Source organism: Candidatus Rhodobacter oscarellae (assembly GCF_001078595.1).
Lineage (GTDB): Bacteria > Pseudomonadota > Alphaproteobacteria > Rhodobacterales > Rhodobacteraceae > Rhodobacter_B > Rhodobacter_B oscarellae.
This window is the reverse complement of sequence record NZ_LFTY01000002.1, coordinates 91,902-106,576: the sequence shown is the minus strand read 5'-3', so window position 1 is coordinate 106,576 and position 14,675 is coordinate 91,902. Positions and strand designations below refer to the sequence as shown.

General features: G+C 62.2%; 15 protein-coding genes. 6 read left to right on the top strand and 9 right to left on the bottom strand.

Annotated features, from left to right (window positions below; all coding sequences use genetic code 11):
• Window positions 1-4: 4 nt before the first annotated feature.
• From AIOL_RS05565 to AIOL_RS05525, 9 genes are all read right to left on the bottom strand, one after another.
• Window positions 5-862 (bottom strand): carbohydrate ABC transporter permease, encoded by an 858-nt coding sequence (locus AIOL_RS05565; RefSeq protein ID WP_049642076.1) that lies wholly within the window; start codon window positions 860-862, stop codon window positions 5-7.
• On the bottom strand, window positions 863-1,783 hold the full coding sequence (locus AIOL_RS05560) for a carbohydrate ABC transporter permease (RefSeq protein ID WP_049642075.1): 921 nt from the start codon (window positions 1,781-1,783) through the stop codon (window positions 863-865).
• A gap of 111 nt (window positions 1,784-1,894) precedes the next feature.
• On the bottom strand, window positions 1,895-3,337 hold the full coding sequence (locus AIOL_RS05555) for an extracellular solute-binding protein (RefSeq protein ID WP_049642074.1): 1,443 nt from the start codon (window positions 3,335-3,337) through the stop codon (window positions 1,895-1,897).
• Between the two features lie 33 nt (window positions 3,338-3,370).
• Window positions 3,371-4,315 (bottom strand): sugar-binding transcriptional regulator, encoded by a 945-nt coding sequence (locus AIOL_RS05550; protein WP_235438906.1) that lies wholly within the window; start codon window positions 4,313-4,315, stop codon window positions 3,371-3,373.
• A 267-nt stretch (window positions 4,316-4,582) separates the two neighbouring features.
• On the bottom strand, window positions 4,583-5,311 hold the full coding sequence (locus AIOL_RS05545; protein ID WP_049642072.1) for an SDR family oxidoreductase: 729 nt from the start codon (window positions 5,309-5,311) through the stop codon (window positions 4,583-4,585).
• 20 nt (window positions 5,312-5,331) lie between these two features.
• Entirely contained in the window at window positions 5,332-6,090 is a 759-nt protein-coding gene (locus AIOL_RS05540; RefSeq protein ID WP_049642071.1) for an SDR family NAD(P)-dependent oxidoreductase, read from the bottom strand.
• A 3-nt stretch (window positions 6,091-6,093) separates the two neighbouring features.
• Window positions 6,094-6,378, bottom strand: a complete 285-nt coding sequence (locus tag AIOL_RS05535; protein ID WP_049642070.1) for a class II D-tagatose-bisphosphate aldolase non-catalytic subunit — start codon at window positions 6,376-6,378, stop codon at window positions 6,094-6,096.
• Complete coding sequence (locus AIOL_RS05530) at window positions 6,375-7,355, bottom strand: tagatose kinase (protein ID WP_200898737.1); 981 nt, start codon at window positions 7,353-7,355, stop codon at window positions 6,375-6,377. Before AIOL_RS05530 ends, AIOL_RS05535 begins: the two co-directional genes overlap by 4 nt.
• 49 nt (window positions 7,356-7,404) lie before the next feature.
• Window positions 7,405-8,385 carry a sugar-binding transcriptional regulator gene (locus AIOL_RS05525; RefSeq protein WP_049642068.1) on the bottom strand — a complete coding sequence of 327 codons (981 nt, stop codon included), beginning with the start codon at window positions 8,383-8,385 and terminating at the stop codon, window positions 7,405-7,407.
• A gap of 210 nt (window positions 8,386-8,595) precedes the next feature.
• On the opposite strand from AIOL_RS05525, the gene AIOL_RS05520 reads away from it, so the two are divergent.
• The 6 genes from AIOL_RS05520 (at window position 8,596) to AIOL_RS05495 (ending at window position 14,266) form a co-directional block, all read left to right on the top strand.
• On the top strand, window positions 8,596-10,035 hold the full coding sequence (locus AIOL_RS05520) for an extracellular solute-binding protein (RefSeq protein ID WP_235438904.1): 1,440 nt from the start codon (window positions 8,596-8,598) through the stop codon (window positions 10,033-10,035).
• A gap of 130 nt (window positions 10,036-10,165) precedes the next feature.
• Entirely contained in the window at window positions 10,166-11,041 is an 876-nt protein-coding gene (locus tag AIOL_RS05515) for a carbohydrate ABC transporter permease (protein WP_049642066.1), read from the top strand.
• A 4-nt stretch (window positions 11,042-11,045) separates the two neighbouring features.
• Window positions 11,046-11,882: a carbohydrate ABC transporter permease gene (locus AIOL_RS05510; RefSeq protein WP_049642065.1), complete on the top strand. Its 837-nt coding sequence runs from the start codon at window positions 11,046-11,048 to the stop codon at window positions 11,880-11,882.
• A 4-nt stretch (window positions 11,883-11,886) separates the two neighbouring features.
• Window positions 11,887-12,135 (top strand): DUF2160 family membrane protein, encoded by a 249-nt coding sequence (locus AIOL_RS05505; protein WP_082152443.1) that lies wholly within the window; start codon window positions 11,887-11,889, stop codon window positions 12,133-12,135.
• 3 nt (window positions 12,136-12,138) lie between these two features.
• Complete coding sequence (locus AIOL_RS05500) at window positions 12,139-13,191, top strand: NAD(P)-dependent alcohol dehydrogenase (RefSeq protein WP_049642064.1); 1,053 nt, start codon at window positions 12,139-12,141, stop codon at window positions 13,189-13,191.
• Window positions 13,192-13,204: 13 nt separating this feature from the next.
• Window positions 13,205-14,266, top strand: a complete 1,062-nt coding sequence (locus AIOL_RS05495) for an ABC transporter ATP-binding protein (RefSeq protein ID WP_049642063.1) — start codon at window positions 13,205-13,207, stop codon at window positions 14,264-14,266.
• Window positions 14,267-14,675: the final 409 nt, after the last annotated feature.

The following is a 14,675-nucleotide window of genomic DNA, read 5'->3' as shown; positions in this document are numbered from 1 at the left end:
GCTGCTACCCCTTCACCGCGCCGAGGGAGAGCCCCTCGACCAGATACCGCTGCGCATAAAGCGCCAGCGCCAGCGTGGGCAGGATCGATAGCACGATCCCGGCGGCGATCTGCCCATACTGAATGCCCGAGGCCGTCACGAAGGCCAGCGCCCCCACCGTCACCGGCTGCTTGTCCGCCGAGGCCAGGACCAGCGCGAAGATAAAGTTGTTCCAGGCGAAGATGAACGCCAGCAGGCCCGCCGCCGCGATCCCCGGCATCGCCAGCGGCAATGCGATCTTGCGGAAGGTCGCCCAGAACCCGTGCCCCGCGATCCGGTAGGCGTATTCGATATCCGCGGGGATGTCCTCGAAATAGCCGCGCACGATCCATAGGATCAGCGGCAAGACGATCAGCTGATAGACCCATATGAGCCCGAAATAGGTGTTCGCCAGCCCGATCTGCTGGAAGTAGATCGTCAGCGGCAGCAGCACCAGAAGCGGCGGCGCGAAGCGGAAGCTGAGCAGGGTGAACGCGATGTCCTCGGACCCGCGGAACTTGAGCCGCCCGAACGCGTAGGCCGCAGGCACGCCCAGGATCAGCCCCACGATCACCGCCATGGTCGACAGGTAGGCCGAGTTGAAGAGGTTCGACATGAACTCGATCTCCAGCGCGCCCGCGGTGCTCTCCAGCCGCCCGGTGATCAGCGCCTTGTAGTTCGTCAGCGTCGGCTCGAACACGATGGAGGGCGGCACCCGCAGGATCGTCTCATTGGTCTGGAAGCTCATCAGGAAGATCCAGAAGATCGGGAACATGAAGAACAGGATCACGGCCGTGATGGCGATGCCCCGCAGGACCTTCTCAAGGGTGGATTGGGTGTCCATTTACGTCTCCCCCCGCTGGCGTTCGCGCAGCTTGAGCCATTGTTTGATGAAGATCGTCGACAGAATGTAGGTGATCACCCATAGGATCATCAGCAGCGCCGCCGAGCGCCCGACATTGGTCGATTGGAAGAAGTTCAGATAGGCCTCGACCTGGAACACCGTCAGCTTATCGCCCGGCCCGCCCTGGGTCATCGCATAGATGATGTCGAACTGCTGGATGCTCTCGATCACGCGGAACAGCACCGCGGTCAGCAGGAAGGGCGTCAGCATCGGTAGGGTGATGCGCCAGAAGACGAAGAGGCGCGGCACCCCGTCCAGCGCGGCGGCCTCGAAGGGCTGCTGCGGCAGCGACCTGAGCCCCGCCAGCAGAAGGATCATGATGAACGGCGTGTAGACCCACATATCGACCAGCACCACGGTCAGCATCGCGGTCTGCGGCGACGAGGCCCAGCGAAAATCCTCAAGCCCGATCAGCGCCGCGAAGTAACTGAGGATGCCAAAGCCCGGATTGGTCATCAGCTTCCACATCAAAGACGCCAGCGCCGGCGCCGTCATCAGCGGCATCAGCAGCATGATCGAGACGAAGTTGTTGAACCGGGTGCGCTTTTGCAGCAGCAAGGCGATGCCCAGGCCAAGCAGCAGTTCAAGCCCCACCGTCAGGAACGCGTAGGTCATCGAGACCCGCAGCGTGTTCCAGAACGAGGGGTCGGACATGAAGTTGAGGTAGTTCTCGCCCCAGTTCCACTTATGCGCCCAGGGCTGGCTTAGGCGGTAGCGCTGCAGCGAGTAGGCGACCGCCGTGAAGAACGGGATCAGGATACCGATGCAAGCCAAAAGCGCGGGCAGGCTCAGCACATAGGGCAGCCAGCCCCGGCTGATGCGCAAGCCCCGCCGCCGTGGCGGTCCGGCGATGTCGGCCATTCGAAATCCCTCCCATTCGCCCGGTGTTGCTCACCGGATCGTACACTAAATTCGATGTTTGTCTGCCTGGTTGGGGCGCCCGCGACCTGCGCGCGCGCCCCGCCGTTTTGGCTAGCCCAGCCCGGCGTCCTTGAGTTGGGAGTCCACAGAGGCCGCCAGCTGGTCCAGCCCCTCGTCGACCGGCACCTCCCCCGCGACCATCTTCTGCATCGAGGCCGCCCACTCGGTGGTCAGATCGAAGAACAGTGGCTGCGCGGTGAACTTGATCGAGGCGCCCGGTGCTGACAGGTCGTGCATCTCGACATAGCCAGGATACGACTTCGACAGCTTGTCGCGGAACATCTCGTCAGCCCAGACGCTGGAGCGCGCCGGGTTCACAAGATCCATCTCGCGGGCGCCGAACAGGTCATGCTCTGGGCCGGTGACCCACTGCATGAAGTACCATGTGGCGTCTTTCTTTGTCGAAGCCGAGGCCATCGACATCGCCCAGATCCAGATGTTCGGCGTGGGGGCCGCGGCATCCGGGTTGGCGGCGAAGGGTGCGAAGGCCAGGTTGCCAGCCTCGGCGGTGCCGCCGTTCATGAAGTAACCAAGGATGTCGGCGTCAAACATCATCGCCGATTTGCCTGCGCCCACATCCGTGCCAACCTGGTACCAGGTGTGGGTCGACCAGTCCGGCGCGCCGCTGTCCTGGATCATCTTAACCCACTTGGCGTGGTAATCCTTGGACACATCGGTGTTCATCGCCGCGCTGAGCTTGCCATCGTCAGAGACGTTGAGGTCCTTCTGGCCAAAGTTGGCATAGCCCGACAAGAAGCCCGGGTGGATTGTCGCCCAGGAGCGCGAGCCGCGCACGCCGATGCCATAGCCACCGTCCATGGCCGCCTTTGCCGCCGCGGCCGTCTCGACAAGCTCGTCGATGTTGCCAGGGACCGAAAGCCCGGCACTATCGAACACCCGCTTGTTGTAGGTCAGGTTGTTCTGCTCGTATGCCAGTGGGATGCACCACTGCTTGGCGTCGTCGGACCCAAGCGCGCCACCCGGACGGCCGTTCCAGGCACAGGACTTACGCACACCCTCCAGCACGTCCTCCCAGTTATAGTCCGGGTTCGTCTTGGAGTCGTCCATAATGTATTCGTTCAGGTCGTCGACCCAGCCTGCCGGACCATAGGTCCAGGTCATATAGGCGCCGGTCATGAACGCGTCATACTCGGTGGAACCCGACGACAGAGCCGCCGTCACCTTGTCAAAGTAAACGTCCTCTGGGAACACGTCGTATTCGACGTCCATGCCTGTCAGTTCCTTGAAGTTGTCAAGGTTCGCAATCAGTGCGTCGGCATAGGGGTGCTTGTTCAGCAGGAGCTTCACTGTGGTGCCGGAATGCTTCTTCCAGTCAAAGCCGTTTTGCGCCAGGGCCCGTGTCGCGGCGGCGTTCACCAGCACGCCCGCGGTGGCCGCGGTCACGCCCAGCGAGCCCAACCCGCGGATCAGCGAGCGCCGGCTCATAGATCCCGCCATATAGGCGTCGATTAACTTCTTTTCCTTGTCATACATTTGGGTTCCTCCCTTAAAAGATCCGTTATCGGATTAGTTTTGGTTGATCAGCGCAATTGCGGTGCGCTCATCGGTGATAATACCGCTTAAAAATTTACTCATTAATGCTGATCGAATCGCGCGGGTCTTCTCCTCTCCCCCCGCGACCGCGACGAGCTGCGTGTCCTTGAGCCCAGCAAGCCCAACCGACATCGTGCGATCCGTCAGCGGCGTTTCGATTATTGCGCCGGTGTCATCGAAAAAATGCCCCAGCAACTCGCCAACGCCGCCCTTGGCCTTGATGTCTTCAATCTCGGCAAGCTCGATCATCCCGCTCGAGACAAGATAGGCGTCAGGTTCCACCGTGCCGATGCCGACCAGCTTGACCGACGAACTCGCCGCCATCTCGAGCACATCGCGCACGCCGCGCTGCGCCAAAAGCACCTCGCGGTCGCCCTGGCTGTTGGCGAAGAAGGGCACCGGCATGAAATAGGCCTCGGCGCCGGTCTTGTCCGCAAGGCGATGCATGACATCATGCGGGTTGGCGGCGTAGTTCCGGTTCAACCCGCCCAAGAGCGAGACGAATTTGGTGTCCCCCGCGCTCATGCGCGGCAGCTGACCGACAACGGCCGCCAGGGTTCGCCCGTGCCCGAAACCAACAAGGTCGCTCTGCCCGCGCTCCAGCTCGCGCCGCAAGTAGCCCGCACCTGCAGTGCCGAGCGCGCGCAGAGGAAGCCCCTCCTCCAGCAGATCCGGCACCACCTCGCAGTAGGACAGATCGTAGAGCTCCGTCAGCTGGCTCTCAAGAGCCACGCATTCGGCAATTTCACCGTCAATGGTGACCTTGACCGCCCCGGCCTGGTTGGCGCGCGATATCAGCCGGTGCGCCTTGACCGAGGGGATGCGAAGCCTCTTGGCGACCTCGGCCTGGGTCAACCCACCCGCATAATGCAGCCACGCGGCACGGATCGCCAAACCGTCCTCGTCAATGCTTTGCACAGCCGGTCGCATGGTCCTTGAGATGCTCGCTGAATTATTTTTCACACGAAGCAAAATGTTACAATGCCAGCAACCTGTCAATACCTGTTATGGCCCGCGTTCCACCCCTGGCGGCAAACCACACGCTGTGATCTGCCGGCACCGAAACGAAACACCAAACCCGATCCGCAGGAGCATCGGATAGCTTCATCTACGCCGGGACCCATCCAACACATGCCGAGCGGCTCACCTGCCCGGGGGCTTTTTTCTCTTGGAAGTGATGGCGGGCTAGATGTCAAAGCCAGTCGGCAAGACGACCATGTCGCGAATGGTAACGTTGCGCCCACGGGTCAGGGCAAACACCAGCGCATCCGCCACTTCGGATGGCTCGATCAGCGACCCGCTTTCCTTTGCCTTGCGCAGATTTTCGGCGGGCCAATCGGCCAACAGGGCAGAGACAACCGGCCCCGGCGAGAGCTGCCCGACCCGGATGCCATACTCCCGCAACTGCCGGCGCATGGTTTGAACAAAACAGGTCATCGCCCATTTCGAGCCGGAATAGACCGGCTCCCAAGGCACCGCGGTATGCCCCGCGACCGAACAGGTCACCCAGATATCGCCCACTCCGCGCTCTTTCATATGCGGGATCACGGCATGAACGTTCTTCATCACGGCGTTGACGTTGAGGTTCAGCATCCGGTCGATGGTGTCCGGATCGGTCTCATCCAGATCGCCGCCGATATAGGTGCCCGCGTTGCAATAGAGGATATCCAGGTGGCCGACCTTGCCGAGGATCTCCGGCAGCATGGCCTTGCAGCTGTCTGGGTCCAGAAGGTTCGTGACCTGTGCGATCGCCGCGCCGCCGAGGCGCGCGGCGCTCTCCGCCAGGGCGGCTTCGTCCCAATCCACCATCACGACTGTCGCGCCCTCCGCGATGAGCGCCTCTGTGGCCGCCAAGCCGATACCAGACGCGGCCCCGGTGACCGCCGCGATCTTTCCGTTGAGCCTGTCCGCCATATCGATCCCCCCGCTTGACTTCAGTGCGTGATGTAGCCGCCATCCGCGACCAGGGTCGTGCCGGTGACAAAGGATGCGGCCTCCGAGGCCAAGAACAGCGCGCAATGGGCCATCTCTTCGGGCGTGCCAAAGCGGCCCATGGGCGTATTGTCGGCCCAGACCTTGCTGATCTCGGGGTCTTCCATCCCGTCAATCGCCATGCGCGTGCGGATGTAACCCGGTGCCAGCGCGTTCACCCGGATGCCCCGGCTGGCATATTCAAAGGCCATCACCGTCGTCATCTGGTGGACCGCCGCCTTCGACGCGTTATAGGCGACCTGCAGCTGCGGTTTGTTGGCCACATGGCCCGAGATGGAACCGATATTGACGATGCTGCCCGCGCCCTGCTCCAGCATCGGGCGCATCGCGGCCCGCGCCACCCGGAACGGCGCGATCAGGTTGGTATCCATGATGCGGGCCAGGCGCGCGTCATCAAAGTCATGAAAGTCGCCGCCGTCTGCCACACCGGCATTGTTGACCAGGATGTCGAGCTTGCCGAACGTCGCCAGCGTGGCGGCCACCAGAGCATCCGGCGCGGCAGGGTCGGTGATATCGGCGGCATGGAACGCGTGGGCGCCCGCTTCGGTCATCGCGCGGGATTGCTCGGTCTCGGACCTTGCCGACAACATGCACCGCGCGCCCGCCTCGGCAAAAAGCTGGGCGGTCGCCAGGCCAATGCCGCGATTACCGCCGGTGATCAGGGCGATTTTGCCGTCGAGCCGGAATTGCGAAAGCGTCATGCGTCATCTCCTTATTGGCAAGCTGTGGCGTAGGTCGTCAGGCTGTCGCGGATGCGCCTCAAAGACGAGGTTCGGGTGATGCTCTGGCACGCGCGCCAGGCCCTGCGCCCTGCCGGGCGCGAATGGAACGACGTTGTGGTTGCCGAACGCGACCCCGGGCTGGGCGACAAGACCGACGACGCGGCCCAGGACGTCTGTCACGCCAGTGGCCGCAAAGACCGACGTGATCCCGCGCGGCGTGCCAGCGACGCGCAACGCGGCGAGCCTGGTCAGCTTATCCGCGCTCATGCCAAGCGCTCCGTATTGGCGATGAACGCGTCCAATTCGGCCCGACTGCCCGCCCCTTCCATGGGGCCGCGCCGGGTGACGTTCCGCGCGCCCGCCGCATTTCCGTAGGTCAGCGCTTGTTCCACCGACAGCCCCAATCGGCGCGCGGTCACGTAGGCCCCGCCAAAGCAATCACCGGCGCCCGTCGGATCGACCTCCTCCACCGCGAAGGCCGGGGCATGCGCTTGGGCCCCTTCCGCAGAATGGCACTCCGCCCCCTTCGCGCCGCGCTTGACGACGATCTCCTTTACCCCGCTTGCAAAGAGCTGCTCCAGCGCCTGCGCTTCATCGGCGCTGGGGCCCAGCCCCGCCGCGCCCAAAAGCTCTTGGTCCGACGGCAAGAGCACATCCGTCATCGCGACCATCTGGGCGTATCTTTCGGCAGCATCCTGATCGGCGCGCAGCTCGGGGCGCAGGTTGGGATCAAAGGACACCGTGCCGCCTCGGGCTTTGACGGCCGCAGCCGCGCGGGCGATCATCGGCCAAAGCGTGGCGTTGGGCAAAAGCGTGCCCATCACATGAAGATGTCCCGCAGCAGACACGACCCGCTCGACCGGGTCGCGCCAGGCCAGTTGCCCAGCCGCCGAGGTCCACATGTTGAAAACGAAATCGCGGGCGCCATCGTCGCGGTAGCGCACAAAGGCGGTGCCCGTTGGAAGCTCGGCGTCCACATGAACGGCTGAAACATCGACCCCGTCGCGGCGCAGCCGGCGCAGCACCGAATGGCCAAAATCATCGTCACCAACCGCGCCTATCATCGCCGCGGCCCCGCCCATGCGCCCGCATTGGTCAATGAAAATCGCGGGAGCGCCGCTTGGGTATGGCCCGACCATCGGAACCGGCTCGTTAAAGCCTTCTCCGCGGGAGGTCGCCATGATCTCGGCGAGGATTTCGCCAATTGCGATGGTGGGCCCCAATGCTTCGGGTGCAAGCGGCATGGCTATGCGGCCCTTGCGATGGCGGAGTGCGGGGCGCCACGCATCCGGGCTATTCCGCCGCGGCTTGTTTGGCGGGGCTATCCGCGATCAGAAGCCGTGCCGTCACATCATCGGTCACCAATGTGTCGACCAGCCCGCGTCGGCAGGCGGCCTTGATAATCTCGGTCTTATGCGGCCCTGCCGCGGCCATGATCTTTTCGGGCACATCGAGCACCCGTTCCAGCGTCATCCCCATAGTGCGCTCTTCGACCTCGGCCGAGACCGAATTCCCGTCCCGGTCCAGGAAATGCCCCAGCACATCGCCAATCGCGCCCGCCTCGATCAGCGATTTTGTCGTCAGCCCTTTGGGCAGGCCGTGCTGGATCAGAAACGACTTCTCGGAGACGTTCGAACAGGTCAGCAGGACCGCATCAAGGCTGTTGAACTTCTCAAAATGGTCCTTCAGCGCGTATTGCGACAGAAACACCTCGCGATCGATCCCCTCGGTCAAATAGATCGGCGCGGTCAGGACCGAGTAATGCGCCCCCAGAACATTCGCGAGCCCCGAGGCGATCCCAAATGAATTGAAGGTCGACCCGCGGGCCGTCCCGCCCAGGATCGAAACCACTTCGACACCGGAAAAAGACTGCCTCGACAGCTTCCTTATGGCCGCCTCAAGCGTCAGCCCCCAGGACACGCCAAAGGTGGTCCAATCGCCCGTCGCCAATCGCTCCTTAAGCAGCGCGGCAAGGCCGGCCCCGACCGATTTGTGATAGTCATACGCGGTTGGGTTGGCTGGGCTGACCAGCGCGCGTTTCAGACCCAGCTGGTCCTTCAAGGCCTCCTGCATTTCGATGCGCGGCAGGAAGGGGGATTCGATGCTGATCTTCACGAACCCCTTGGCCTTGGCCCTCTTAATGGCCTGATTGACCCGCAAACGCGTGACATTCAGCATCGCCGCAACTTCGGCCTGGGTCATCTCACTGATAAAGTAGTGCCAGCACACCTCGGTCACAAAGGCGTCGCTGTCTTCGATAGGTTCTCTTCCCAAGAGGGCCCTCCTGTTCGGCCAAGTCTTAGCGTTCAGTCTAGCTTGCAAGACTGGCAGCATTACATTTGCTTTGCAACGCATACAGATGAATATTAACACTTGCATGATAACCGATGCAGATGCACACTTTGACGCACCAAGGCGCGAGTCGCGCGCAATTACCGCCCGACAACGCGCCCATTTTTGGTCAACAATAGCGGGAGGAATACTGTGAGAATTATTAGTCTAATGGGCGCATCCGCGCTCGCGCTCGCAGCCGGGACGGTCATCGCATTCGCCGGTGGCCATGCCGAGTTCTGGAAGAAAGCCGCCGAGCCCTTCCAAGGCGTAACCATTCGAGGTGTGACGGAATCGTCCCCGCCATCGCTTTATATCCGTGAAGTTCTGGCCCCTGAATTCGAAGCTCTGACAGGCATCCGCGTCGATGTCGAAACGACGTCCTGGGACCAGATGTTCGACAAGGGCATCAAGGACATGGAGGCCGGCACCGGCATCTATGACATGGTCTATATCGAGCAGGACATCATCTATTCCTATCTTGCACGCGACTTCCTGACCAATCTGTCGGGCTTTTTGGCCGACAACCCCGAACTGCAAGCCCCCACCTATGACGAGGCGAACTTTACGACCTTCGCCGACTACTTCAAGGATGATGACGGGAACCTCTATGGCGTGCCGATGGAGGCCTTCCTAAAGGTCTATCTCTATCGCAAGGACCTGTTCGCGGATCCTGACATTCAGGCCGCCTTTAAGGCAAAGGCCGGCCGGGATCTGGTGCCCGCCACGACCCATGCGGAATACGCTGAAATCGCGCAGTTCTTCACGGATTATGGCCAGGAAAACGACCTTAAGCTTTGGGGCACAACGGCCCAGGCGCATACCGGTCACGTGGCGTCCTGGTACGAGTATTTCGAATCCGTGGCGCCGACCTTTGGGGTCTATAACTGGGGCATCGACGCCGGCAATAACTTCTCGGCCTCTACCGCCAACGGCGGCACGATGAATGGCCCAGAAGCCGTCGCGGCGATGGAATGGTGGCTGTCGATGCGCGACATCGCTCCGCCCGAGGCTCCGGCCTCCACCTGGACCGAAGTCGGCACGACCTTTGGTGCCGGGCGCGCGGCCCAGGGCCTCGTCTATGGCGAGAACGCGGGCTGGATCGCGGCCGATGAAACCAAGTCCTTGGTTGTCGGCAAGGTGGGCGTGGCCCTGCCGCCGCTGGCCGATGGTGTCATGGCAGCCGCTGAATCCGGTGACGGCTATATCGGCTACTATGACGGCGGCGCCTTTGGCATGCCGCATTCGTCAAAGAACAAGGCCGCCACCGCGCTGTTTCTGCAGTATATCGGCCAGAACGAGGTCCAGCCGGATTGGGCGGTTGCCGCACCTCGCGTGACCAACACCGCGACCTATGACGATCCCAAGGTTGTGGCGTTCAACGAGGAGCTGGGCGGCTATTACGACCTGATCAAGGACAAGGGCTACCTCTTTGCGGGGGCCCCGGCCTATCCGTTCCACGCTCAGGTGCGCGAAGCAACGGCGCCGATCTTCTATCAAATCCTGCTGGGTGATCTGTCGCCGCAGGATGGGCTCGACCAGATGGCCGCCGCCGCCGAGGCGACGCTGTCCGAGCTGGGCTATCGTCAGTAAGCACTGACCCCCAATAGGTTGCAAACCGGGTCGCCGTTTCGGCGGCGACCCACCCCGTCGCTTCCAAAACAGATTGAAAGAAGGCCAGGTTAGTGTCGTAGTAGGCGCCACCAATTGGGCGAGGTGCACCATGCAATCTAAAAGACTTGGCTGGATCCTTCTGGCTCCGACGCTGGCCATTCTTTTCCTCTTCGGCGTCGTGCCGTTCTTTTATGTGGTCTATGTTTCGTTTCACTCCTGGAACCCCTTCGCCGTCAATCCCGAGATGATCTTCAACGGCGCGGATAACTTCCGCCAGATCGTCTTCGACCAGGCGTTCCTGAATTCGGTGGGCGTGACGGTGATGTTTGTCTTCTTCGCGGTGGTGTCAGAGCTTATCCTTGGCTATTTTCTCGCCCAGGCCTTCATGCGGGACTTTCCCGGCAAGGCGATCTTTCGGACGATCCATACACTTCCATTGATCATGGCCCCCATCATCGTGGGCTCGGTCTGGAAGCTGATGACCACGCCGTCGATCGGGATCATCCCGCATTACCTTGACGAATGGTTCGGGATCACGATGAATATCGGCACCTCGGTGCCCGCCGCGTTCGCCACCATCGTCATCATGGACATCTGGCACTGGACGCCGCTGGTCACGCTCACCCTGATCGCGGCCCTTGTGTCGCTGCCGCCGGACCCGTTCGAGCAGGCCCAGATTGATGGCGCCGGCAAGCGCCAGATCTTCTGGCACATCACCTTGCCGATGATCGCGCCAGCCGTCGTGGCCACCGTCTTTATCCGCCTGATGGACGCGCTCAGGACCGTGGACGAGGTGTGGATGCTGACCGGCGGCGGGCCGGGCTCGGCCACCCGCTTTGTGGGGGTCCACATCTTCAAGGAGGTCTTCCCAAAGACCAATTACGGCTATGGCTCAACGATCTCGGTGATTGTGCTCTACCTGACAATCGTGACGTGCTGGCTTTTATACGTGACGATGCTGGCGCCCCGGAACAAGAGGGATTGAGGCGATGAGAAAGCAGAGCCCGATCATTGGCATCATCTTTTGGACCCTTGTCAGTTTTCTGACGCTGTTCCCGATCTATTGGCTGTTCGTCATCTCGGTGAAACCGGCGGTGCAGCTCTTCTCGACGCCCGATATCTGGGTCAGCGACCCGTTCTGGGGCAACTACGCCAAGGTCTGGGGCGACCGGCTGTTGCGCAGCTACATGCTGAACTCCATCATCATATCGACCGGCAACGCGGTGCTCTGCACGACGCTTGGCTTCTTTGCCTGCTACGCGCTGTCGCGCTTCAACATGAGCGGCAAGGAATCGATCTTCTTCTGGACCATCACCAACCGGATGGCGCCGCCGGCCGTGTTCCTGCTGCCATTGTTCTTGCTGATGACCCAGGTCTACACGCTGGGCGAATGGAAGCTGCTGGACACGCGCATCGGCATGATCCTGGTCTATTGCACCTTCAATCTGCCTTTCGCGATCTGGACGCTCAGGCCCACGGTCGACGGCATTCCCAAAGAGCTGGACGAGGCGGCCTATGTCGACGGCGCAAGCTCGTGGAAGGTGATCACCGAGGTGGTCTTCCCGCTCTGCCGCCCGGGGCTTGCCGTGACGCTGATCCTGACCTGGGTCTTCGCCTGGAACGAGTACCTCCTGGCCGCGACGCTGACCAACTTTAACGCCCGCACCCTGACAACCGGTCTCTCCGAATACGTGACGACCACCGGCACCGAATGGGGGATCATGGCGACGATCTCGGTCTTCACGCTGATCCCGGCGCTTATCGTCTTCGGGATGGTGCAAAGGCACATCGTGGCCGGGCTGACCTTTGGCGCGGTGAAAGGATAACCGGATGAGTGAGCCCGAAGACACCAAGCTTGTCGCCGCCCAGCTCGAGGACGACATCCCCGACCTGCCGCGCCCGAAATCGGGCTTCCTTCCGATTGAGACGAACTGGTTTGACCGGCTGTTTATCTCGGTCGTGATCTGGATCGCGCTGTCGCTGTTCTGGTTCCGGTTCGTCGAGCCCGCGGGTCTTTCGATCTGGATCTCGAACGCCATATCCGCGGCGTTGGCATTTTTTATCATCAAGAAAGGCTAAGCCATGCAATCGCTTGTCCTTGAACGAAAAGACGAACTCAGCCTGCGGGACTTCCCCGCGATTGACCGCGAGGAAGAGGTGCTGGGCCGCCGCGACGTGCGCATCAAGATGCACACGGTCGGGATCTGCGGGTCGGACGTGCATTACTACACGCATGGGCGGATCGGCCCCTTCGTCGTCAACGCGCCAATGATCCTTGGGCATGAGGCCTCCGGCACGGTGATCGAGGTCGGCGCCGACGTGGCGCGCCTTCGGGTCGGCGACCGCGTCTGCATGGAGCCGGGCCTCCCCGACCCCAACAGCAAGGCCACGCAGCTGGGGATGTACAACGTCGATCCGGCGGTGCGGTTCTGGGCGACCCCGCCGGTTCATGGCATTCTGCGGCCCACCTGCGTGCATCCCGAGGCCTTCACCTTCAAGCTGCCCGACAATGTCAGCTTTGCCGAAGCGGCGATGGTCGAACCTCTGGCCGTGGGCGTTCACGCCGCGACCAAGGCCAAGATCAAACCCGGCGACAATGCCGTCGTGCTGGGCGCGGGGCCCATCGGGATGGTCACCGCCCTGTCGGCCCTCGCGGCGGGCTGCGCCAGGGTCTTCGTGACCGATCTGGCCGAGAAGAAGCTCCAGATCGCCGCCACGCTCAGCCCGGCCATCACGCCGGTGAATGTCGGGGCCCAGGACCTGGTGGACGTGGTAAAACCCGCGACCGACGGCTGGGGCGCGGATGTGGTGTTCGAGGCCACCGGCTCACCCCATGCGGCCAAGACCGTGTTCGAACCGCTCGCCCCCGGGGGATGCGTTGTGATGATCGGCGGCCAGCCCGACCCCATCCTGTATGACGCCGGCGCGGCGATGATCCGCGAGGCCCGGGTCGAGAACATCTTTCGCTACGCCCATGTGTTCCCGCGCTGTGTGGGCATGCTCAGCTCGGGGGCGATCGACGTCAAACCCCTGATCACGCGCACCTTCGAGTTCTCGGACTCGGTTCAAGCCTTCGACATCGCCGCCTCTGCGCCCGTTGCAGACGTGAAGATGCAAATCGAACTGCCGCAATAAAGGACACCGGCTTATGGCCAATGTGAGAATTGACAATGTGATCAAGCGGTACGGATCGGTGCAGGTCATGCACGGGGTCAGCGTCGACATCGAAGACGGCGAGTTTGTCGTCCTGGTGGGCCCTTCGGGTTGCGGCAAGTCCACCTTGCTGCGGATGTTGGCGGGCCTCGAAGAGATCAGCGCAGGCGAGATCTCCATCGGCGACAAGGTGGTGAATGACGTCCTGCCGAAAGAGCGCGACATCGCCATGGTGTTCCAAAGCTACGCGCTCTACCCCCACAAAACCGTCTATGACAACATCAGCTTTCCCTTGAAGATGGCAAAGCGCAGCAAGGCCGATATCGCAGAAAAGGTCACCAAGGCGGCCGAGATCCTCGACCTGACGAAGTACCTCAAACGCTACCCAAAGGAACTCTCGGGCGGCCAGCGCCAGCGGGTCGCCATGGGCCGCGCGATCGTGCGCGACCCGCAGGTGTTCCTGTTCGATGAACCGCTCTCAAACCTTGACGCAAAGCTGCGCGTGACGATGCGTATCGAGATCAAGGAACTGCATCAACGCCTGGGCACCACGGTGGTCTATGTCACCCACGATCAGATCGAGGCCATGACGATGGCCGACAAGATCGTGGTGATGCGCGATGGCCGGGTGGAACAGATCGGCTCGCCGCTCGACCTATACGACATGCCGAACAACACCTTCGTCGCGGGCTTCATCGGCTCGCCGGCGATGAATCTGATCCATGGCAAGATCGCAGTGCAGAACGGCGCCAAGGCCTTTGTCTCTGACGGCGGGCTGCGCTTGCCGCTGCCCGAAACCGATGCGCCAGAGGGCCATGCGGTGACCTATGGGATCCGGCCCGAGCATATCGGCGTCGGCGGCGGCGGTGTCGATATGGAAGTCGTCGTGGTCGAACCCACGGGCTCGGAAACCCAGATCTTCGCAAAGTCCGGCAAGGACCTGATCGACGCCCTGATCAAGGACCGGATCAAGGCCCGCCCCGGCGCCAAGCTTGGCTTCGTGATCAACCCCGCCGATGTTCACCTTTTTGATCGGGCCAGCGAACAGCGCATCTGACCCCACTAGCTGCGCCGTCCTCGGAAGGGGAGCCGGTAGCATAACCAACCTCACATCTGTGATCTTTGACCTCCACGGGTGTTTGGTCGATAGCGAGCCCCCGTCGCTAGGGGCCATCGCCGCCACCGTCGGCTTTGTCGGCGGCAGCCCTCTGCGCGGCAAGCGTGAGGCACATGGCGCGACCCTGCGCGCGGCTGGGGCCATGGCGGTGGTCGACAGCCTGAATTGGCTGGCACGCATTGCCGCTCAGAAGCCAAGGCGGGGATCGGCCAATGGATGGCCTATTACAACGCTGAGCGCCCTCAGAGGGTGGCTCATTCAGACCGCCTCTTCAGCAAGCGTAGGGTGGGCAATTTGCCCACCGCCCTCAATAGCCGCATCCAAACATCTTCCAGCAAACCTAGGCTGC

Bases quoted from the DNA above. Each gene is read 5' to 3' on its own strand.
- AIOL_RS05555 (WP_049642074.1), bottom strand. From the start codon at position 3,337: ATGTATGACAAGGAAAAGAAGTTAATCGACGCCTATATGGCGGGATCT.
- AIOL_RS05500 (WP_049642064.1), top strand. From the start codon at position 12,139: ATGCAATCGCTTGTCCTTGAACGAAAAGACGAACTCAGCCTGCGGGAC.
- AIOL_RS05565 (WP_049642076.1), bottom strand. From the start codon at position 862: ATGGACACCCAATCCACCCTTGAGAAGGTCCTGCGGGGCATCGCCATC.
- AIOL_RS05505 (WP_082152443.1), top strand. From the start codon at position 11,887: ATGAGTGAGCCCGAAGACACCAAGCTTGTCGCCGCCCAGCTCGAGGAC.
- AIOL_RS05540 (WP_049642071.1), bottom strand. From the start codon at position 6,090: ATGACGCTTTCGCAATTCCGGCTCGACGGCAAAATCGCCCTGATCACC.
- AIOL_RS05535 (WP_049642070.1), bottom strand. From the start codon at position 6,378: ATGAGCGCGGATAAGCTGACCAGGCTCGCCGCGTTGCGCGTCGCTGGC.
- AIOL_RS05515 (WP_049642066.1), top strand. From the start codon at position 10,166: ATGCAATCTAAAAGACTTGGCTGGATCCTTCTGGCTCCGACGCTGGCC.
- AIOL_RS05545 (WP_049642072.1), bottom strand. From the start codon at position 5,311: ATGGCGGACAGGCTCAACGGAAAGATCGCGGCGGTCACCGGGGCCGCG.
- AIOL_RS05495 (WP_049642063.1), top strand. From the start codon at position 13,205: ATGGCCAATGTGAGAATTGACAATGTGATCAAGCGGTACGGATCGGTG.
- AIOL_RS05510 (WP_049642065.1), top strand. From the start codon at position 11,046: ATGAGAAAGCAGAGCCCGATCATTGGCATCATCTTTTGGACCCTTGTC.
- AIOL_RS05560 (WP_049642075.1), bottom strand. From the start codon at position 1,783: ATGGCCGACATCGCCGGACCGCCACGGCGGCGGGGCTTGCGCATCAGC.
- AIOL_RS05530 (WP_200898737.1), bottom strand. From the start codon at position 7,355: ATGCCGCTTGCACCCGAAGCATTGGGGCCCACCATCGCAATTGGCGAA.